The organism is Pseudomonas sp. NPDC087803 (assembly GCF_044742995.1).
Taxonomy (GTDB): Bacteria; Pseudomonadota; Gammaproteobacteria; order Pseudomonadales; family Pseudomonadaceae; genus Aquipseudomonas.
In genome coordinates, this window is record NZ_JBIUVO010000008.1 from 25484 (window position 1) to 45418 (window position 19935).

Genomic DNA, 19935 nt, shown 5'->3' on the forward strand with positions numbered 1-19935 from the left:
AATTAATTAAATTGCACGCAATTTAATTGCTCGCTATGTTTACGCCTTCTTCCAGAATTCAGAGTGCGGATCATGAGCGACAACCTGCTGAATATCCCCGTCACCACCATCAAGGGTGAGCAAAAGACCCTGGCCGATTTCGCCGGCAAGGCCGTTCTGGTGGTCAACACCGCCAGCAAATGCGGTTTTACCCCGCAATACAAAGGCTTGGAGGAGCTGTGGCAGACCTACAAGGATCAGGGTCTGGTGGTGCTGGGGTTTCCGTGCAATCAATTCGGCAAGCAGGAGCCGGGCAACGAGGGTGCGATCAGCGAGTTCTGTGAGCTGAACTACGGCGTGAGTTTTCCGCTGTTCAAGAAGATCGACGTTAACGGTTCTGACGCGCATCCACTGTTCGTGCAGTTGAAAAAGCGCGCCCCGGGTCTGCTTGGCTCCGAGGGCATCAAGTGGAACTTCACCAAGTTCCTGATCGGCAAGGATGGGCAACTGGTCAAGCGTTTTGCCCCGACCACCAAGCCGCAGGACATGAGCGGCGAGATCGAAGCCCTGCTCAAATGAACAGCCTGCCCGACGATTCGCTGAAGCTCGACAGTCAATTGTGCTTCAAGTTGTATGCCGCGTCCCGGGCGGTGATTCGCGCTTACAAACCGATGCTCGACCAGCTCGGCCTGACCTATCCGCAGTACCTGGCGATGCTGGTGCTGTGGGAGTGGCAGGACAGTGCGCCGGAGCAACCGACGGTCAAGGCCCTGGGCGAGCGTCTGGCGCTGGATTCCGGCACCCTGACGCCGCTGCTCAAGCGCCTTGAGCAATTGCAGCTGGTGCAGCGCCAGCGTTCGGCGCGCGACGAGCGTGAAGTGCACTTGAGCCTGACCACCCAAGGTCAGGCGCTGCGCGAGCAGGTCGGGCCGCTCAAAGCCCGGTTGCTGTGCGACAGCGGGGTGGACCTGGATCGACTCAACGATTTGCGCAACGGCCTCGATCACCTGCTGGGGCAGATCAAAGCGCTGACGTAGTCGGAATCCACTGGTCGAGCAGGGCCGCCAGCTCTTCGCGGCGGAACGGCTTGGCCAGGTAATCGCTCATGCCCGCCGCACGGCAGCGCTCGCGTTCTTCGGACATGGCGTTGGCGGTCAGCGCGACGATCGGCAGGTGCGGCCAGCGCCCGCTCTGGCGAATCTGTCGGCTCGCTTCATAGCCGTCCATCACCGGCATGTTGCAGTCCATCAGCACCAGATCGAACTCATTGTGCTCCAGTTGATCCAGCGCCTCGGCGCCGTGGGCGGCGACCACCACATCGCAGCCGAGCTTGCCGAGCATGCCTTTGGCCACCAGTTGGTTGACCGGATTGTCCTCCACCAGCAGCACCTTTCCGCGTCGCCGAACCGGCAGGCTCTCGAGCCGTGCATCGTTGATCGTGGTGATATCGGCCAGCAGGATGCGCCGCAGGATCTGATACAGCGCATTACGCGCCAGCGGTCGGGCCTGTTGCTGCAACGGCGCCAGCGCTGCGGCTTCTTCGCTGGGCATGAAGCTGCCATAAGCCGTCACCACCAGGATCGGCGCGCTGAGGGTCGGGCGCAGGCTGAACAGGCATTCCGGGCAATCGGTGATCAGCAGGTCGGGTGACAGGCCCAGCAACGGGTCGTCCATGCTGCGCTGTTCATAACTTACGCCCCACACCGGCAATAACGTCTTGAGCAACTCTGCCAGCCCGCTGCTGGAGGACGTGATCGCCAGCACCTTGCCGTGCAGCGGTGGCGGCATGACCGCGCGGGTGTGGCAGGGCAGCGGCAGGTCGGCGCAGAACTGACTGCCGAAACCGGCCTCGGAACTGATGCTCAGCCGGCCCTGCATGGCTTCGCACAGGTTGTAGGTCAACGCCAGGCCGAGGCCGGTGCCGCCGTACTGGCGGGTGATACCCGCACCGGCCTGGGTGAATGGCTGGAAGATTTTCACCTGAGCGTCCTGGGCGATGCCGATGCCGGTGTCGCAGACCTCGATGCGCGCCCCGTCGTTATGCGCTGACAGCCGCACATCGACGCGGCCGAAGCGGGTGAACTTCAGGGCATTGGACAGCAGGTTGCTGACGATCTGCCGCACCCGGGTCGGGTCTCCCAGCACCAGCGCCGGGAAATGCGGATCGATCAGGCAGGTCAGTTCGACGCTCGGCGCGGCGTTCTGCGACAGCAGGTTGGCGGTGTCCTCGATCAGCGAACCGAGATCGAACGGGATGTGCTCGAGCTCCAGTTGCCCTGCGTCGAACTTGGACAGATCGAGAATATCGTTGAGCAGCTCCACCAGGACCTTGCCCGAGTCGTGGGCAATCGACAGCTGCTGTTGCTGTTCGGCATTCAGCGGTCCGTCGAGGGACAGGGCGATCATCCCCAGCAGGCCATTGAGCGGGGTGCGAATCTCGTGGCTCATGTTGGCGAGAAACGCCGAGCGCGCTTCGGCCATGTCCAGTGCGGTGCTGCGCGCCACTTCCAGTTCCTGATTGGACTGGCTGAGCCGGGTGTTGATGGCCTTGAGCTCGGCGGTGCGGGCCGAGACGATGTGCTCCAGTTGCCCGAGGTAATCGGTCAGGCGGTTTTCCGCGTTGCGCCGTTGCTGGATTTCCGTGGCGATGTTGTCGAACTGCTGGTTGGCAACCTTGACCAGCACGCCGATCTCGTCGTTGGCGTGTCCGGCCGGACATTCCAGGGTCGTCGGTTCTGCACTGCGCGCATCGCGCCCGCTGAGTTCACGGATCAGGCGCACCAGCGGTTTGGTCAGCATTACGTAGAACAGCGCCAGGAGGATCCCGGTGAGGATCAGGCTGCGGGCAAAACCATTGAGCAGGGTGATTTCCGCACGACGCAGGAAGCGGCTGCCGAACGCATAGGTGTCAACTTCCAGATTCAGCGTGCCCAGCGATTCGTTGGGCAGGTGGTCGAGGTACAGGCGGTCTTCGAACTGGCGCTTGGCGCCGAACAGGAAGTCGCTGATCACCCGATAACCGCTTTGCAGTTCCGGGCGTTTGACGTTGGCCAGGACGTTGCCGTTGTTGTCGGTCAATTGCGCAGAAATAATCGCCGGCGAACGCAACAGGCCCAGGGTCAGTTCCTGCGCCAGTTCCGCGTCGATGTTGTAGGCGATCCGCGACGCCGGGTTGTGGCTGATTTCCAGCAACGACAGGATTTCACGGTTGATGGAGGCATCTTCGCTGGCATAATCGATACCGATTTGCAGCAGGCTGAGCAGCGTGCCCAGAATGAACCCGACCAGCACAGTGAATCTGGCTTGCTTGTAAGACAGCCGGTGGGTGAATTTGATATCCATAGGGTGTTGAACCACTTCCGTTTCCCTTCGCTGCTCAAGCATAGTCGATCATGTATGGATACCGAGGTTCCCGAATCGCCTTGTAACAAGGCCCGAGCGGGGGTTGTTGATCTGATTGTCGTCGCTGAAGCACCATCATTACTTTGAACGTGTCCGAGGAGAAGACGTGGATTCCCGATTGAATGCTTTTCTTGAACGCGCCGAGTCGGTTCTGGCGCGGATCGAACCCTTGCTGCCGGCGCCGCGCCCGGTCATCGACTGGGAAACCTGCCTGGCGGCGCGCTGGCAGCGCGACGGGCGCAGCGGCTACTTGTTGCCGCTGGAAGTCAGCCTCGACATGCGTCTGTCCGACCTGATCGGCGTCGACCGTCAGCTGGAACAGCTGGGCCGTAACACCCAACAGTTTCTCGACGGCATGCCGGCCAACCATGCGCTGCTCTGGGGCTCGCGTGGCACCGGTAAATCGTCGCTGGTGCGCGCGCTGCTGGCCGAACACGCCAAGGCCGGCCTGCGTTTGATCGAAATCGAGCGCGATCACCTGGCCGACCTGCCACGCGTGGTCGAGCAGATTGGCAAACTGCCGCAGCGCTTCGTGCTGTTTTGCGATGACCTGTCGTTCGAATCCGGTGAAGGTGATTACCGCGTGCTGAAAAGCGTACTCGACGGCTCACTGGAACAGGCCCCGGACAACGTCTTGCTGTACGCCACATCCAACCGTCGCCACTTGGTGCCGGAAAAGGAAAGCGACAACGAAAACTGGAAGCGCGTCGACGGCGAACTGCATCCGAGTGAAGCGGTGGAAGACAAGATCGCGCTGTCGGACCGTTTCGGCCTGTGGCTGTCGTTTTATCCGTTTACCCAGGAACACTTCCTCAACGTCGTCGAACACTGGATCGGCCAGTTGGCCGCCAAGGCCGGCCTGAGCTGGCAGCGCGACGAAGAGCTGGACATCCTCGCCGTGCGCTGGGCTACCGGGCGCGGCAATCGCAACGGACGTTGCGCGTACCAATTCGCCCGTTACTGGGTGGGACTGAAATTGCTGGAGCACAAGGCATGATTGATTTGCAACAAAGCGGCCAGGGCCTCGAAGGCTATGGCATGTTGGCCGCACAACTGGAATCGCTGCTGGCGGACGAGCGCGATTTCATCGCCAACGCCGCGCAGTTTTCGGCGTTCCTGTTCAACCAGCTCGATGACTTGAACTGGGCCGGTTTCTACCTCAATCGCAACGAAGAACTGGTGCTTGGCCCGTTTCAGGGCCAGATTGCCTGCGTGCGTATTCCGTTCGGGCGCGGCGTGTGCGGCGCGGCGGCGGCCAGTCGGCAGACCCAGCGCGTGGAAGACGTGCATGCATTCCCCGGCCATATCGCCTGCGACAGCGCTTCGAACAGCGAACTGGTGGTGCCGCTGGTCAAGGACGGTCGACTGATCGGCGTGCTCGATCTCGACAGCCCGAAACTGGCGCGTTTCGCCAGCGCCGATCAGGCCGGCATCGAGCAGATGGCGGCGATCTTCCTGCGTCTGACCGACTGCTGATCAGGCGCCCAGGCCAGCCTTGCGCAGCAGGCTGGCCGGTTCGACCGCGTCGATCTGGCGCGGATCGAGAAACCGCGCGGCGTACTGCAAATACACCCCGTCGTTGATAAACAACCCAAACAATTCGGCGTCGATGTGCGCCTCGCGACACATGGTGGCCATGATCCCCAGTGCTTCGCTCAAGGATTTGGCCTTCTTGTACGGTCGATCCGCCGCCGTCAGGGCCTCGAAAATATCGGCGATCGCCATCATTCGCGCCGGCAGGCTCATGTCGTCGCGCTTCAGGCGTTTGGGGTAGCCGCTGCCGTCCATTTTTTCGTGATGCCCACCGGCAATTTCCGCAACGCTGTCCAGGTGCCCGGGGAAGGGCAGGTGGCTGAGCATCAGGATCGTCTGCACCATGTGGTGATTGATGATGTAGCGCTCTTCGCGGGTCAGCGTGCCCCGGGCGATGCTCAGGTTGTAGTGCTCGCCACGATTGTATTTGTAGCGCGGCACGTCCAGTTTGAACCCCCACGGATTGTCGTCCGGAATCAGTTCGCTGTCGGCGCGTTCGATCAGGTGTTCGGGCTTGTCCGCCAATAACGGTTCGCTGACCGGCAACAGCGGTGCCGGCGTTTGCGCCTGGCGGCGGTTTTCCTCCCATGACACCCCCAGTCGATCATCGAGGGTGCGCGTCCAGCGGCGCCCGGCGATGCGCTCAAGGCATTGCAGATCGTCCTGGGCCATGGCCTCGCCGCCCAGATTGCAACGCGCGACAAACGCAAAGTCATCATCCAGTTCGGCCAGGGCAGCATCGCGCACGGCCGCCAGTTGCGCCTCGTTGCCACCCCCGGCCAGTGCCTGCCAGTAACTGATCCAGGCATCGCGCTTGAGCACTTCGAAACGGGTGCGGATTTCGTGGATGCGATCGTTGAGGGTTTCCAGTTTGGTCGCCTTGTCGACGACATATTCCGGGGTCGTGACCTTGCCGCAATCGTGCAGCCAGGCCGCGATGTGCAGGGCCTCCCATTCGTCTTCGCTGGGCTGATAGTTCTGAAACGCCGGCGCCTGACTCGCGGCAGCGGCCTGCGCGAGCATCAGGGTCAGTTCCGGCACGCGCTGACAGTGGCCGCCGGTGTACGGGCTCTTGGCGTCGATGGCGCCGGCCAGCAACTGGATGAACGCATCGAGCAATTGCTTCTGCTTCGCTTGCAGGCGCTGGCTTTCGATACTCACTGCCGCCGCGCCGGACACGGCTTGCAGGAAAGCGATGCGGTCCGGGCGCAGTTTCTCCAGGTCCTGAGGGCTGCCACTGTCGTTGATCAGCAGTATCAGCAGGCCGATGGTTTCATTGTGGCGGTTGCGCAGGCGGATACCGATCAGGTGGATGCGCGGCGACTGCATGGCCAACAGGACTTTCTGCAAGTCCCCGGCCTGTTCGAAGCCAAGGCTGGTGACCACGTTGTCCGCATTCGCCAGTTGCTGGAACCACGCCGACCCCTGATCTGCCAGAAGATCCCGGCCCTGCACAGCGAACTCGTCCGGCGCCTGCGAGACGCCATCGACCACCAGCCCATAGGGTTCCATCCGGTTGCCTTCGTTTTCGCGCAGATAGATCAATCCCGCCTGGGCCTGGGCGATCTGCACCGTTTCAAACAGCACCCGTTGCAGCAGCGGCGCGAAACGGGTTTCGGCACACAGGCTGTCGGTGATGCGGAAAAAACTGGCGAGTGTGTCCTTCATGCGGGCCATCGACAGGCTCAACTGGTCAACCTCCAGCACCGGCGAGCGGCGGGTGACCGGAAAGTTGAAGTCAAAACTACGAATCGCGTCGGCCTCCTTGACCAGCGCATGCAGCGGCTTGACCAGAATCCGCGAAATCAGCCAGCCCAGCGGAAGGCACAGCAGCAAGGTCGCCAGAGTGATCAGCGCACCTTGCCAGCGCAGGCGGTAGGCGTCGGCGAGCAATTCGTCCTCCGGCACCAACAGGGCCATCTGCAAACCTCTCGGCCCGCCTTCCTGCAGATTACTGCGGGCGACGATCCAGTGGCGTCCGTCGACATTCAGCCGCTTGCCCTGATGAGCGGTGGACAGCAGCGCGTGCAGATTCGGACTGAGGTCGGCGGCCTTGGCCAGGCGTGCGCTGCTGTCGTCGACAATCAGTCGTTTGCTGTCGGGATAGGCCACGGCATTGCCATCGGCATCGAACAGGACGATTTCGGTGGACGGGGTGACCACATGCTTGATCAAGGTGGCCGAGAGGGCTTCAAGGGTCAGGTCGGCACCGATGACAGCGGTTTCACTGCTGCGGCGGGCCAGGGTGGTGCCCACGTTGTGCGTGGAGAAAAACACATAGGGTTCGGTGGTGATCTGGTCGCCCTGTTGCAGGGCGTTGGTGTACCAGTTGCGGGTGCGCGGATCGTAACGGTCGTCGGGGTTGTCCTGGCGCCCGACCGGATTCAGTGCCTGATCGTAGAACAGTGACTGCGATGACGCGTTGCCGCTGGCGTCGTGCTCGATGCTCCAGACTTGGTAGGCCGCGTTCGGCGGGGCCTTGAGCAGGGTCTGCAGGGCGCTGTTGCGCAACGGCCGGACCATGAAAAAGTCGCCATTGCCGTACCCCAGATACAGCGAAGCGAGGTCCGCGTTGTCCTTGAGTGACTGACTGAACGGCTTGAGCAGCGCCAGCCGCTGTTGCAGGTTCGAGGCCCCGGCCGCCTGGTCGACGGCCAGCAGGCTCAGCAGATGACGGATCGGTTCGTAGGTCGAATGCAGGTCCAGGCGCACATCCTGTTCGATGCGATTGAACAGGTTTTCGCTGCTCGACAGGATGATCCGGGTGGTCTGGCGATAGTTGAACAGTCCGAGCACAACGCCTGTCAGCAACAGCAGAAAGGTGAACATGACGCTGATGTGCACGTGCAACGGGAACCGGCGTGGATCCGGGCGCAGTGGGCTGGGCATTGCTGACTCTCCATTGAAGTAAACACACTGCTCAGCGCCAAAGCATAGTTAAGGCTCGGTCATTGTGCTTTCCCCGAACGGTTCCAATTGTTGCAGCAAGGCCTGCTCCAGTTCGACGATTGCCGCGTCGGTGGCCTCGATGCAGCGCTCGATGCCCGGCGCGGGGGCGTTCTGCAGGCAGGCTTGCTCCAGTTCATCGCAACAGGCGATCAGCCGCGAAGCCTGAGCGATCCGCGCGGCACCTTTGATTTTGTGCGCCACCACCGCCAGGGCCTCACGATCGTTGTTCGCGGCCAGGGCCAGCAACTCCTGGCGATCGAGGCGGCTGCTCTTGAGCAGTTGCGTGAGCAGGCGTCGGGCTTGAAGCGGATTGCCGCCAGTCAGTTGATCCAGGCCCTGAAGATTGAACGCCGGTTGCGGCATTGCGGCCTGCATGCCGTTGACCCAGTGACTCAGGGCACTGAGGCTCAAAGGCTTGAACAGGCAGTCGTTCATGCCGGCCTGTTTGCAGCGCTGCACTTCCTCGGGCTGCGCGTTGGCCGTGAAGCCGAGCACGGTACACGGAGTGCGCCCCGTGCGTGATTCCTGCTGGCGGATCGCCGCGGTCAGTTCGTAACCGTTCATGATCGGCATGTTGCAGTCGGCGATGACCAGGTCGAATGCGCCGCTCTGCCACTTCTCGAAGCCGCTTCGCCCGTCCTCGGCAAGGCTGAAGTGGTGCCCGAGGAATTCCAGTTGCTGGCACATCAGCAGACGATTGGCGGGATGGTCATCGACCACCAGAATGTTCAACGGCGTACCGGCGGCGCGAATCGGCAGCGCGGTTTTCACCGTGGCGACCTTGCACGGCAGCGTTTGCAGCGGCAGCGACAGGCAAACTTGGGTGCCGATCCCCGGTTGACTGCTCAGCTGCAGCTGGCCGCCCATCATTTCACAAAGGTTGCGACTGATCACCAGCCCCAGACCTGCGCCACTGCGCGCGGGCTGGCGGCCGCTGTCGGCCTGGGCGAACGGTTTGAACAGGCGTTGCTGATCCTCGATGCTGATGCCGACCCCGGTGTCCTGGATCGTCAATTGAATCAGCGAACACTGTCCCGCGTCATCGGGAAGCACGTCGAGGCTGACCCGGACTGACCCGGACTCGGTGAATTTGATGGCATTGCTGATCAGGTTCGACAGGATCTGCTTGAAGCGCAATGGATCGAGCTGCACGTCGACAGCGAGACCCGGGGGATTGAGGGTCAGGGGCAGGGCGAGGTTTTTCTGCCGGGCCAGACCGTCGAAGATTCTGACCACCGAGGCCACTGTCTCGACCAGATTGACCCGTTCAGGGCTCAGGCTCAGATGTCCGGACTCGATGCGCGCGATATCGAGAATGTCGCCGATCAGGCCCAGCAGATCCTTGGCCGAGCAGTAGGCGGTTTCGATCGATGAGCGATCCGGGTGCTGCGCGGTCATGCGTTCGAGGGTCAGTTCGAGCATGCCGATGATCGCATTCATCGGTGTGCGGATTTCGTGGCTCATGGTGGCCAGAAAGGTGCTTTTGGCACGGTTGGCGTTGTCCGCCTGTTCCTTGGCCGCGCGCAGTTCATCGAACAATTGCCGGCGTTCACTGATGTCGATCCAGCCACCGATGATCCCTTGCACATCGCCGCTGGAGTCGCGGTACGGCAGGATCCAGTGGTAGATGGTCAGGCGCCGGCCACCGATGTGCAGCGGGCGGTCGAGCAATAGCGGCGTGCCTTCGGCCACGACGCGCTGATAGTCGGCCTGATAGGCCTGCGCTTCGAAGGCATTGCTCAACGTGCCTTGCATGACGCTTTTGCCGATCACGTCCTCGCGTTTGGCGTTGAACGCTTCCAGGTAACTGTCGTTGCAGCTTTGCAGCAGTCCCTGGCGGTCACGCACGTAGATCGGATGCGGTGTGCCGTTGACCAATGAGCGCATGAATTCGAACTGATCGTTGAGTGCCCGCTCGGCCGCCTGGCGTTGCTTGATCTGGCGACGCATGTAGGCGTTCCACAGCAACGACAGCAACAGCAGCAGGCATGCCGCGCCGATCAATTGGTAGAACAGACGCTGATAGTGATGCCAGTTGCTTTGCGCCGCATTGGAAAACCCTCGCCAGCGACTGTTGATCACCCCCAGCTCTTCGGGACTGATGCTCAGCAGCGCCTTGTCGAGGATCGACCCCAGTTCGTTGTTGTCCCGCGCCGTGGCCAGCGAAAAAGCGGCCTGGCGGGTGCCCAGGGTGGTGGTGATCTGCAACTGATGCTCGAAGATCCGCGACGAAATCAGATAGTTGGCAATCACCAGCGAGGCCACGGCGCCATCGACCTTGCCTTCGGCCAGCAGGGTCGCGGCACCGAAGGTGTCGGAGGTTTCGGTCAGGTGGATATCGGGGAATTCGCGGCGCAGGTAATCGGCCATGGGATTGCCTTGGGCAATGGCCAGGTACTTGTTTTTTAGCTGCGTCGGATGGGTCGGGCTGTCAGAGGATTTGCGGGTCAGCAGGACGAAGGAGTTTTCCAGATAGGGACGGCTGAATTGCAGGGTCTTTTCCCGTTGCGGGCTGGGCAGCAGCGCCGCGATCAGATCGGCGCGATGCTGGTTGATCTGCTCGATCATGTCGCCGTCGCTGCGGCTGCGTACCAGTTCGAAGCGCATGCCGGTGCGCAGGCGCAGCAGTTCGAGCAGGTCTGCGGTGATGCCGCGCAGATTGCCGTCGCTGTCGAAGAATGTCATCGGCGCGAACGCCTCATTCACCACGACACGCAGCACTGGATGCTGTTTGAGCCACTGCTCTTCATGGTCGGTCAATTGCAGCTTCTGGTCGGTCAGCAGGATGTCGCTGCCGGCGCTCCAGCGCTTGGCGATGCTGTCCCGTTCACCGGCCGGAATGGCCTGCAGTGCGCTGTTGATGATGGCCAGTAGTTGCGGGTTGTCGGCATGTACGGCGAAGCTGAAACCGTCGGCTTCCTGCTTGCCGAAATTGGCCATGCGAATGTTGTTCAGATAGCCCTTGTTGATCATGTAGTGGGTGGAGAGGGTATCGCCGAGAAACACGTCGGCCTGATCGAAAGCCACCGCGTTGATCGCGTTTTGATAGGAGGGGTACGAGGTCAGGATGGCGTTGGGGTACATCGCCCGGACTTCGTCCTGTGGCAGGTAGTGATAAACCATGCTCAGCCGCAGGCCGGCGAGGCCGTCGGTCAGTGCACGGGTTTCGCCTTCACGGGTGACCAGTACCGGCTGGTCGATGGCGTAGGGCGTCGACAGGCGGATGTCCGGGTTGCTGGCTTCGAAACCGTTGGCGGTACCGAGCATATCGACCTGACCGGTTATCAGTGCGCGCAAGGCGGCATCCCGTGAGGCAAAGCGCTTGACCCGGATGGGCAAGCCGACAGCCTGGCCGAGGAGGCCGGCGTAGTCGGCGGTGAAACCTTCGTAATCGCGGCCGCTGACAGTCATGTCGAACGGCGGATAGTCGGGGGCGGAAGTGCCCAGTACCAGTTCGCCGCGAGCCTGTAGCCATTGCCGTTGCGCAGGTTGCAGAGACAGGGCCGGCGCATCGTGGCTCGAACGGCTGCGCAGCACATAATCCTGCGCAGTGAGGAAGTCGGCAGATGCCTGAGTCGTCACACACAGGCTCGCACACCATAGAGCGAGATAGATCATTAAACGACTGGGCATTCGGGCTCTCACACTAGCGCGTTGCGTTTGGCCATCTCGATAAGTTCCACCAGCGATCTGGCTTTGAGTTTTTGCATCAGGCGTTTTTTGTAGGTACTGACTGTCTTGTTGCTGAGAAACATGCCCTTGGCGATTTCCTTGTTGGTGCGCCCTTGGGCAAATAACTGCAGAACCATGAGTTCGCGGTCATTGACGGATTTGAACAGTTCAAGTTCGGCGTAGCGTACATCGTCAGTGCGTACCGGATTCAACGCCTGGCTGGGGAAATAGTTGTAACCGGAAAGTACCGCCTTGATGGCACTGACCAGTTCGCTCAAGTCTTCTTCCTTGCACACATAACCGGATGCGCCGGACTGCATGCAGCGAATACCGAACAGCGTCGGGCATTGTGCCGTCAGTACCAGGGTCTTGAGCGGGGTGCCCATGGCGTTGAAGCGGGCGAGGACTTCCAGGCCGTCGAGCTTGGGGATGCTGATATCGAGGATGATCAGGTCGGGCATGCATTCGCGGACCATTTGCATGGCATCGACCCCATTATCGGTTTCGCCGACGACCTTGTAACCTTCATGCTCCAGGAGCATTCGAACGGCAAGTCGGATGACGGGGTGATCATCGACAATAAAAACGGAGTTCATAATCAAATCCCATACGTGCGCGAATAAAGCGCGCACCTTAGCTCAGATAAATGAGCTGCCGCATGAACTCACAGGGCTCCAGCAGCAATATAGGATAAGTCCTACACACTAAAGAGAAACCGACTACGATCAAACTCAATGCCGCGTAAGGAAGTGTTGAGTTTATTTGTTTATCTGAATGTTTAAGTTGCTTGGGGAGTGTTGAATAAACAGCGTTGTTATGAGTTTGTTTGGCGTTAAACGGATTACGCCATGTTTGAGCAATTATCGAACAGTAACGAAACGGTTCATTGGCTAACCCGCTCAACCGGGCAAGTCGCCCTGACCCGGTTGAGGAGCGGCTCCTGTCAGTGACTGGAGCGTCCGGTCATTTCCAGCGCCATGTCACTGGCGTAGCTGTCGGTCATCCCGGCGATGAAGTCGATCATGCGCAGGAACGAGGCGTGCAGCGGCCCGTGGGGATCGGGTGCATTGTTACCCAGCAGGTCGAGGATGCGCCGGCTCTTGAATGACGGCGTGCGGCCGCCGTGTTGTTCGAGTGCCGCACCGCAGAATGCATTGAGGAGGATTTCCAGCGTGGTGTAAGCGCCGATTTCATGCAGCGTCTTGCGCTTGTCCTGGAAGATCTTCTTGCGGGCGATGTCCTTGGCGTTCAGCACGCAGCGCTTGGCCGGACCGTGCATGTGTTCCACCAGGTCGCCGTGCAGAGTGCCGGCCAGCAGTGTGTCCTGTTGTTCGACGAATGCTCGGGCGGCGGCGTTGGTCAGGTGTTCGATGGCCTTGCCGCGCAGGATCGCCAGTTTGCGTCGGCGCGAATCCTGCGGGCCGAGCTGGCGATAGGTTTCCGGCAGGTCGTCGCCGACCAGACCGAGCAGCAGCGACTCGACTTCCGCATACTCCAGCAGGTCCATTTCCAGGCCGTCTTCGAGGTCGATCAGCGCGTAGCAGATGTCGTCAGCCGCCTCCATCAGATACACCAACGGATGCCGCGCCCAGCGCTGGTCTTCCATCTGCGGCAGGCCGAGCTTGTGAGCGATCTGCTCGAGCAGCGGCAGTTCACTCTGATAGCAGCCGAACTTGTGTTTCTTGTAGCCCAGCGAATCGGCGTGACGTGCGGTCCACGGGTACTTCAGGTAGGTGCCGAGGGTGGCGTAGGTGAGGCGGGTGCCGCCGTCGAACTGGTGATACTCAAGTTGCGTCAGTACGCGGAAACCTTGCGCATTGCCTTCGAAATTGAGGAAGTCACCGCGTTCGGCTTCGCTCATGCCATCGAGCCAGCCGCGCCCGGCTGCCTGCTGGAACCAGTGACGAATCGCGTCCTCACCGGAGTGGCCAAACGGCGGGTTGCCGATGTCATGCGCGAGGCAGGCCGACTGCACCACCATGCCCAGATCGCTCGGTTCGCACCAGTCGGGCAGGGCGCTGCGCAAGGTTTCACCGACGCGCATGCCCAGCGAACGGCCCACGCAACTGACTTCCAGCGAGTGGGTCAGGCGGGTGTGGATGTGGTCGTTACTCGTCACCGGATGCACCTGGGTCTTGCGGCCCAGACGGCGGAAGGCGCCGGAGAAAATGATACGGTCGTGGTCTTTGTGGAACGGGCTGCGCCCCAGTTCTTGCGGGCTGTGCAGCGGTTTTCCAAGGCGTTCGCGGTTGAGCAGGGTCTGCCAATCCAAGGCTGGTTCTCTCCGTCGGTGACTGGAATGATCAATGCCCTAGCTTCCCGGTTCGGCCACGCCCCTGCAAGCGGAACTACAAGCCGGCTGCATCAATGTCGATCAGCAGCAGGCGTTCGCCGTTGTCGAAGAACTGGCCGGCGGTCAGGCAATACTGGTTGCTGGTGGCATCGCGGTAGGTGCTGGACAGGGTCAGACGCCGCTCCTCCCAGCCTTCAGCGAGCAAATGATAGAAGTACGGACGCCATGACCAGTTGTGCCCCAGGTAGCGGTTGTCGGCGACCCAGCGATTGTGCCGCCATTCAAGGTTGGGCGTGAGTTGTGTGCCATGCCGGTCGCATTGGTAGAACCGCAGCAACCACGGAAAGGCCTCCAGTTGTGGCAGCGCACTGAGCGGTGCGTGGGCCTGCGCCCAGGCTTGCAGGATCGCCATCAGTTCGCCGAGCTGCTGGCGCATCTGCATCAGGCGCCCGCGTTCGGCCAGCTTCTGCCGCACGTACCGCTGACGCAGTTCGGCGAAGCGCGGCACGAAGGCGTCGGTCGGATAGAAGGCTTCCTGCGCCCGGGCGAACAGGAAACCCTGAACGTAACGTGATCCGCATTCCAGCGCGAAATTCAGCTGCGCTTCGGTCTCCACGCCTTCGGCAATGATCCAGCAGCCGGTTTTCTCAGCCATTTGCGCCAGGGCCTTGACCACCTCGCTGCTTGGCCCGCCCAGCGCCGCCGCCTGAAACAGGCGCATGTCGAGTTTGAGAATGTCCGGTTGCAACGCCAGCACCCGATCAAGCTGCGAGTAACCGGCACCGAAATCATCAATGGCAATCCGCGCGCCGGCGTCACGATAACGGCCGACCACGTCGGCCAGACGCTGACCGTTGCCGCCCAGTTCAGTGATCTCGAAGACGATGCGTTGCGGATCGACGCCATGTCGCAGCATTTGCTTGAGACTGGGCAGCGGCTGATCGGCGCGCAGGCGACTGATCCAGCGCGGCGACATGTTGAGGCTGAGAAACCACTCGGCAGGGGCTTCATGCAGTCGGCTCAGGGCGTGGTCACGGATCTGGCGGTCGAGGCGGCGCAGGGCGATGGCAGGTGTGCGCGGGTCGGCGAACAACGGCCCGACCGAGGTCAGTTGGCCGTCGGGCTGACGCAGGCGCCCTAATGCTTCGACGCCTGCAATACGTCCGGTTGCGGTATCAATGAAAGGTTGAAAGCAGGCGAGCGGTTGCCCGTCGATCACGGGGCCTCCTTAGTTGTTCTTGTTCGGGGTAAACCCTGCCGGCCGGGTAGGCACGCGGGATTGAACCTCGGGGTAGGGAGGTTCAATCCCGGGCATTGCAAGAATGCAGCCAGATGGCCGGTCTTAGCGTTTACGCGAACTCTGCATCACCAGTTTGACCAGCGGGCCAAGAGTGGTGCCCAGACGAATCAACCGGGTCAGGCCGCCGACGCCGCCGCTTTTTGCGCCTTTGCCAGTGATGAATCCCAGCAGGGTGACCGCAGCCACGCCCCAAAGCGGCGCGTGCTTGATGCCGAAACCGCCCTGCAGGTTTTGCGTCATGCCGCGCATGCGCTGCAAGGGTTGCAGCACTTGCCCGGCTTCGTGGCGGATTTCCTGACGATGCATTTCCATGCGCAGGCGAATCAGCGCCTTGCGCATTTCCCGGCGCGAGCTGTTGTGTGGCAGTTCAGGCAGGCTCATGGCAGCAGGCGCTCCCGATCATTGGCCAATTCTTCCAGAGTGCCGTGGAAGGGCGAGGATTCATCGAAGACCGCTGCCTTCAGGCGCAAACCACAGAAGCCCGCCGCCAGGGTGTAGAACACGCACAGGCCAATGATCCCGGGCAAGCGATAAGTGTCCCACAGCAGGATCAACACCAGGGCTGACAGGCCGACCAGCAACAGCAGGGCAAACACCAGCGCCAGCCCTGCGAACAGCAACAGGCTGACGGTGCGTGATTTCTGCTCCTGCAGCTCGATGCCGAACAGTTCGACATGGCTGTGCAGCAAGCCGAGAACAGCGGCGCCCAGGCGCCGCGTGGAGGAGGAGGTGCCCGACCCCGGGCCGGATTCGCCGATCGACATGATCAGCGCCGAGTGGCCAACAGGCCAATCAGAAAGCCCACCCCGGCGGCGATGCCCACCGACTGCCAAGGGTTGGCCGACACGTAATCTTCGGTGGCTGTGACTGCCGCCTGGCCACGATCACGCAGGCTGTCTTCGGTCAGCTTCAGGGTTTCCCGGGCGCGCAGCAGGCTGTCGTGGATCTGATCGCGCAGCTCATCGGCCTGATCGCCCGCCAAAGACGCGGTGTGCTCGAGCAAACGCTCGGTATCGGCGACCAGAGTCTGGAAGTCGTTCATCAGGATTTCTTGAGCGGTCTTTGCCTTGATGCTGGCCATGGGTGGATCTCCGTAAGTGACGTCTGAAGCGTTCGAGTATGAGCCTTGCGCGAAGGTTCAGTACAAATGACTGGTACAGCTTTTGCTATGTCGTGGTGCGTCCTGCTGCCTTCGTGCGCCGTTGCCGGGCGTGCATGCAGCAAAACCTTAACTCAAATATTCCTGGTTCGTGTCAGGACATCAACCTTGTGCGCCAAAGCGGTTCACTGCTGCTTCAGTGCAGTGCCCGACAGGACGCAACTTGGTGCATGAATTGTCCGCGCGAACCGCTTTGGTGCCTTTTTAGCCTTCAGGTCTGCCTCTTTATGGAAAATCTGCAAAGCGCTGTGGACACATTGGTTCACAGTTCCAACACGTTGTTCATTCTGATCGGTGCGGTGATGGTGCTGGCGATGCACGCCGGGTTCGCCTTCCTGGAAGTCGGCACAGTGCGCCAGAAAAACCAGGTCAACGCGCTGTCGAAAATTCTCAGCGACTTTGCGGTCTCGACCCTGGCCTATTTCTTTATAGGCTATTGGATCTCCTACGGGGTGACCTTCATGCAACCGGCGGCGGTGCTGAGTGCCGATCACGGTTATGGCCTGGTGAAGTTTTTCTTCCTGCTGACCTTTGCTGCGGCGATCCCGGCGATCATTTCCGGCGGGATTGCCGAGCGTGCGCGATTCGTTCCGCAGCTGTGCGCGACGGCGTTGATCGTGGCGTTCATCTATCCGTTTTTCGAGGGCATGATCTGGAACGGCAACTTCGGTCTGCAAGCCTGGCTGACCGCGCGCTTTGGCGCGGCGTTCCATGATTTCGCCGGATCGGTGGTGGTCCACGCCATGGGCGGGTGGCTGGCGCTGGCGGCGGTATTGCTGCTCGGCCCGCGCAACGGGCGTTATCGCGACGGGCGTCTGGTGGCGTTCGCGCCGTCGAGCATTCCGTTTCTGGCGCTGGGCTCGTGGATCCTGATTGTCGGCTGGTTCGGCTTCAACGTGATGAGCGCGCAGACCTTGCAAGGCGTCAGCGGTCTGGTGGCGGTCAACTCGCTGATGGCGATGGTCGGCGGCACGGTGGCGGCGCTGATCGTCGGGCGCAACGACCCGGGCTTTCTGCACAACGGCCCGTTGGCCGGACTGGTAGCGATCTGCGCCGGTTCCGACCTGATGCATCCGGTGGGTGCCTTGGTCACCGGCGCGATTGCCGGTGCGCTGTTTGTCTGGTGCTTTACCGCCGCACAAGTCAAATGGCGCATCGACGATGTGCTCGGTGTCTGGCCGTTGCACGGTTTGTGCGGGGTGTGGGGCGGAATTGCCTGCGGCATCTTTGGCCAGACTGCGCTGGGTGGCCTCGGCGGTGTCAGCCTGATCAGTCAGTTGATCGGCACCGCGCTCGGCGTGCTGGTCGCACTGCTCGGCGGATTCGCCGTGTACGGGGTGATCAAGGCGTTGCATGGTCTGCGCCTGAGTCAGGAGCAAGAGTATTACGGCGCCGACCTGTCGCTGCACAAGATCGGCGCGGTGAGTCAGGACTAGGCTTCCTGGTCTTCGGCGCCGGGATAGAAACCGTGCAGCAGGCGATAGCGATCAATACGCACCTGATCGACTTGCTCCTGCACCTGATGTGCCGGCAGGCCGAGCATGATCAAGGCGTGGGAGGCGAGCATCAGGCTCGATTCCAATAGCTCCGGCACCACTTCGCTGGCGCCGGCCGCCTTGAGTTCGGCCCACTGGCTGTCGTCGCGGGTGCGTACCAGAATCGGGATCTGCGCGTTGAGCCTGCGGGCCTCTTTGAGAATCCGCAGGCTGACATCGCTCTGATCCACGGCGATTACCAGCAACCGGGCGCGCAACAGTCCGACCGCGGTCAGCAGGTCGCCGCGCGACGAGTCACCGTAATGCACGTCGCTTTCGCCGGATGCGGCTTCCTGCACCCGCACCGGGTCGTTGTCCAGAGCGATGTAAGGTTGACCGGCATTGCGCATGAAGCGGCCGATGGATTGGCCGACTCGTCCGTAGCCACAGATCACCACGTGTTGATCCAGGTCGGCGTTGAGGGCGCTGATTTCCTCGATTTGCGCCGCCTGGTTCGGTTTGCGGTGCAGCCGCGCGGCGATTTTCGGCGCAGCGCGCAACAGCAGCGGCGTCAGCAGCATCGAGCAGAATGTTGCCGCGAGCAGCAGGGCGCCCAACTCGGCAGGCAGCAGTTGGTTCTGTTGCATCTGCGCCATCAAGGCGAAGCAGAATTCCCCGCCCTGCGCCAGGGCCAGGCCGCTGCGCCACGCAGTCTCGTGATCGCTGCCGCGCCACTTCACCAACAGCGCCACGACCGTGCCTTTGATCAGCATCAGGCCGAGGGTCAGGCCGAGAATCAGCACGCTGTGACTGACGAACAGTTGCAGGTCGATCAGCATGCCGATGCTGACGAAAAACACCCCGAGCAGAATGTCGCGAAACGGCCGGATGTCGGCCTCGATCTGATGGCGGTAGTGACTCTCGCCCAGCAGCATCCCGGCCAGAAATGCGCCGAGGGCAGGGGACAGGCCCAGCAGGTGTGTCAACCAGGCGGTCAACAGCACAATCACCAGCGCCAGCAGCACGAACAATTCCGCCGAACGCGACGCGGCCACCTCGTGGAACAGTCGTGGCAGCAACCAGCGGCTGGCCAGCAACAGACCGAAAAACAGCACCACGGTCTTCACCAGCGTCAATGGCAAGGCCCAGTACCAGGCTTGCGTACTGCTTCCGGCGAACACCGGCACCAGGGTCAGCAGCAACACCGCGACCACATCCTGAAACAGCAAGACCCCGACGGCGATCTGCCCGTGACTGCTGAACACTTCGCCCAGGCTGCTCAACTCCTTGGTGACTATCGCCGTCGACGACAATGACAGCCCGGCACCGAGCAACAGGGCCGGGGCCAGCGGCATTCCCAGCAGGATCAGCACCAGTCCGAGCACCCCGGTGCTGAGCAATACCTGCTGACTGCCCAGGCGAAACACCACTTTGCGCAGTGCGATCATTTTCGACAGAGAAAACTCCAGGCCCAGTGAGAACAGCAGGAACACCACACCCAGCTCGGCCACGTCCGGCAGGTGTTCGCTCTCGTTGACCCAGTTGAACGCGGTCGGCCCGACCATCAGGCCCACGCAGAGATAGCCCAGCACCGGCGGCAAACGCAGGCGGCGGAACAGGGCAATCATCACCAGGGATGAGGCGAGGATGATCAACAGGTTGGCAAACACAAGACACTCCGATGTCAGGCTCAGGCTTTTCAAGCGTAGAGGCAAAAAGCCCGGGAGCATCGCCTGATTGGCTTTTTCGTGGACTGATTTGCGTCAGGGTTTTACGTGCTTCCCGCCGTGTTCGGGTCATCGGGCAGCAGTCGCTCGACGGGTTTTCGAGGCAGGCCTAGAATGAACGCTCACTTTTCCGGTTGAGCGATCATGCCTCCTGAATGTCAGTTGTTCGGCACCTTGGGATGCCATTTGTGTGAGTTGGCAGAAGCCGAGTTGATGCCTTTCGTCGAGCACGGTCTGCTGGTCGAACTGGTGGACATTGCCGACGATGAATCCTGGTACGAGGCTTACAGCCTGCGGATTCCGGTGCTGCGCCGGGTTGATACCGGCGCGGAATTGAGCTGGCCGTTCAATGCCGATCAGGTCGTGGCATTTCTGCGCTGAGTTGGTCATCCGCTGGTCGCGACCGACCATCCTCCCATTGGCACTCGGCGGATTATTCGTTTACT

At 61.4% G+C, this 19935-nt stretch carries 16 protein-coding genes; 6 read left to right on the forward strand and 10 right to left on the reverse strand.

What is annotated here, in order from left to right; all coding sequences use genetic code 11:
* Window positions 1-72: 72 nt before the first annotated feature.
* Window positions 73-558, forward strand: a complete 486-nt coding sequence (locus ACIOUG_RS07880) for a glutathione peroxidase (protein ID WP_003226757.1) — start codon at window positions 73-75, stop codon at window positions 556-558.
* Window positions 555-1016 carry a MarR family winged helix-turn-helix transcriptional regulator gene (locus tag ACIOUG_RS07885; RefSeq protein ID WP_401064075.1) on the forward strand — a complete coding sequence of 154 codons (462 nt, stop codon included), beginning with the start codon at window positions 555-557 and terminating at the stop codon, window positions 1014-1016. Before ACIOUG_RS07880 ends, ACIOUG_RS07885 begins: the two co-directional genes overlap by 4 nt.
* On the opposite strand, the gene ACIOUG_RS07890 is transcribed toward ACIOUG_RS07885, so the two are convergent.
* Window positions 1000-3321 carry a response regulator gene (locus ACIOUG_RS07890; protein WP_401064078.1) on the reverse strand — a complete coding sequence of 774 codons (2322 nt, stop codon included), beginning with the start codon at window positions 3319-3321 and terminating at the stop codon, window positions 1000-1002. The two genes, ACIOUG_RS07885 and ACIOUG_RS07890, sit on opposite strands and share 17 nt — an antisense overlap.
* Before the next feature lie 166 nt (window positions 3322-3487).
* Here ACIOUG_RS07890 and ACIOUG_RS07895 point away from each other — a divergent pair, with 166 nt between their 5' ends.
* Window positions 3488-4378 (forward strand): ATP-binding protein, encoded by an 891-nt coding sequence (locus ACIOUG_RS07895; protein WP_401064080.1) that lies wholly within the window; start codon window positions 3488-3490, stop codon window positions 4376-4378.
* Window positions 4375-4857, forward strand: a complete 483-nt coding sequence (locus ACIOUG_RS07900; protein ID WP_401064082.1) for a GAF domain-containing protein — start codon at window positions 4375-4377, stop codon at window positions 4855-4857. The genes ACIOUG_RS07895 and ACIOUG_RS07900 overlap by 4 nt, the downstream gene beginning before the upstream one ends.
* Here ACIOUG_RS07900 and ACIOUG_RS07905 read toward each other — a convergent pair whose 3' ends face one another.
* The 8 genes from ACIOUG_RS07905 to ACIOUG_RS07940 form a co-directional block, all read right to left on the reverse strand.
* Window positions 4858-7803 (reverse strand): HD domain-containing phosphohydrolase, encoded by a 2946-nt coding sequence (locus ACIOUG_RS07905; protein WP_401064084.1) that lies wholly within the window; start codon window positions 7801-7803, stop codon window positions 4858-4860.
* 48 nt (window positions 7804-7851) lie between these two features.
* Window positions 7852-11496, reverse strand: coding sequence for a transporter substrate-binding domain-containing protein (locus tag ACIOUG_RS07910; protein ID WP_401064086.1), 3645 nt, complete (start codon window positions 11494-11496; stop codon window positions 7852-7854).
* An 8-nt stretch (window positions 11497-11504) separates the two neighbouring features.
* Complete coding sequence (locus ACIOUG_RS07915) at window positions 11505-12131, reverse strand: response regulator (protein WP_401064088.1); 627 nt, start codon at window positions 12129-12131, stop codon at window positions 11505-11507.
* A gap of 347 nt (window positions 12132-12478) precedes the next feature.
* A complete protein-coding gene (locus ACIOUG_RS07920) occupies window positions 12479-13807 on the reverse strand; it encodes a deoxyguanosinetriphosphate triphosphohydrolase (protein WP_401064091.1) in 1329 nt (442 codons plus the stop codon).
* A gap of 76 nt (window positions 13808-13883) precedes the next feature.
* The gene (locus ACIOUG_RS07925) at window positions 13884-15047 is read right to left on the reverse strand and encodes an EAL domain-containing protein (RefSeq protein WP_401064094.1); all 1164 of its coding nucleotides are present in this window, start codon (window positions 15045-15047) and stop codon (window positions 13884-13886) included.
* 123 nt (window positions 15048-15170) lie between these two features.
* A complete protein-coding gene (locus ACIOUG_RS07930; protein WP_401064097.1) occupies window positions 15171-15509 on the reverse strand; it encodes a hypothetical protein in 339 nt (112 codons plus the stop codon).
* Window positions 15506-15892 carry a phage holin family protein gene (locus tag ACIOUG_RS07935; RefSeq protein WP_401064100.1) on the reverse strand — a complete coding sequence of 129 codons (387 nt, stop codon included), beginning with the start codon at window positions 15890-15892 and terminating at the stop codon, window positions 15506-15508. The genes ACIOUG_RS07930 and ACIOUG_RS07935 overlap by 4 nt, the downstream gene beginning before the upstream one ends.
* A gap of 2 nt (window positions 15893-15894) precedes the next feature.
* On the reverse strand, window positions 15895-16209 hold the full coding sequence (locus ACIOUG_RS07940) for a YqjD family protein (protein ID WP_401064103.1): 315 nt from the start codon (window positions 16207-16209) through the stop codon (window positions 15895-15897).
* A gap of 305 nt (window positions 16210-16514) precedes the next feature.
* Here ACIOUG_RS07940 and ACIOUG_RS07945 point away from each other — a divergent pair, with 305 nt between their 5' ends.
* A complete protein-coding gene (locus ACIOUG_RS07945) occupies window positions 16515-17723 on the forward strand; it encodes an ammonium transporter (protein ID WP_108592434.1) in 1209 nt (402 codons plus the stop codon).
* Here the strand turns inward: ACIOUG_RS07945 and ACIOUG_RS07950 are convergent.
* A complete protein-coding gene (locus ACIOUG_RS07950; protein ID WP_401064106.1) occupies window positions 17720-19432 on the reverse strand; it encodes a cation:proton antiporter in 1713 nt (570 codons plus the stop codon). The two genes, ACIOUG_RS07945 and ACIOUG_RS07950, sit on opposite strands and share 4 nt — an antisense overlap.
* Before the next feature lie 201 nt (window positions 19433-19633).
* Here ACIOUG_RS07950 and ACIOUG_RS07955 point away from each other — a divergent pair, with 201 nt between their 5' ends.
* The gene (locus tag ACIOUG_RS07955; protein ID WP_401064109.1) at window positions 19634-19870 is read left to right on the forward strand and encodes a glutaredoxin family protein; all 237 of its coding nucleotides are present in this window, start codon (window positions 19634-19636) and stop codon (window positions 19868-19870) included.
* Window positions 19871-19935: the final 65 nt, after the last annotated feature.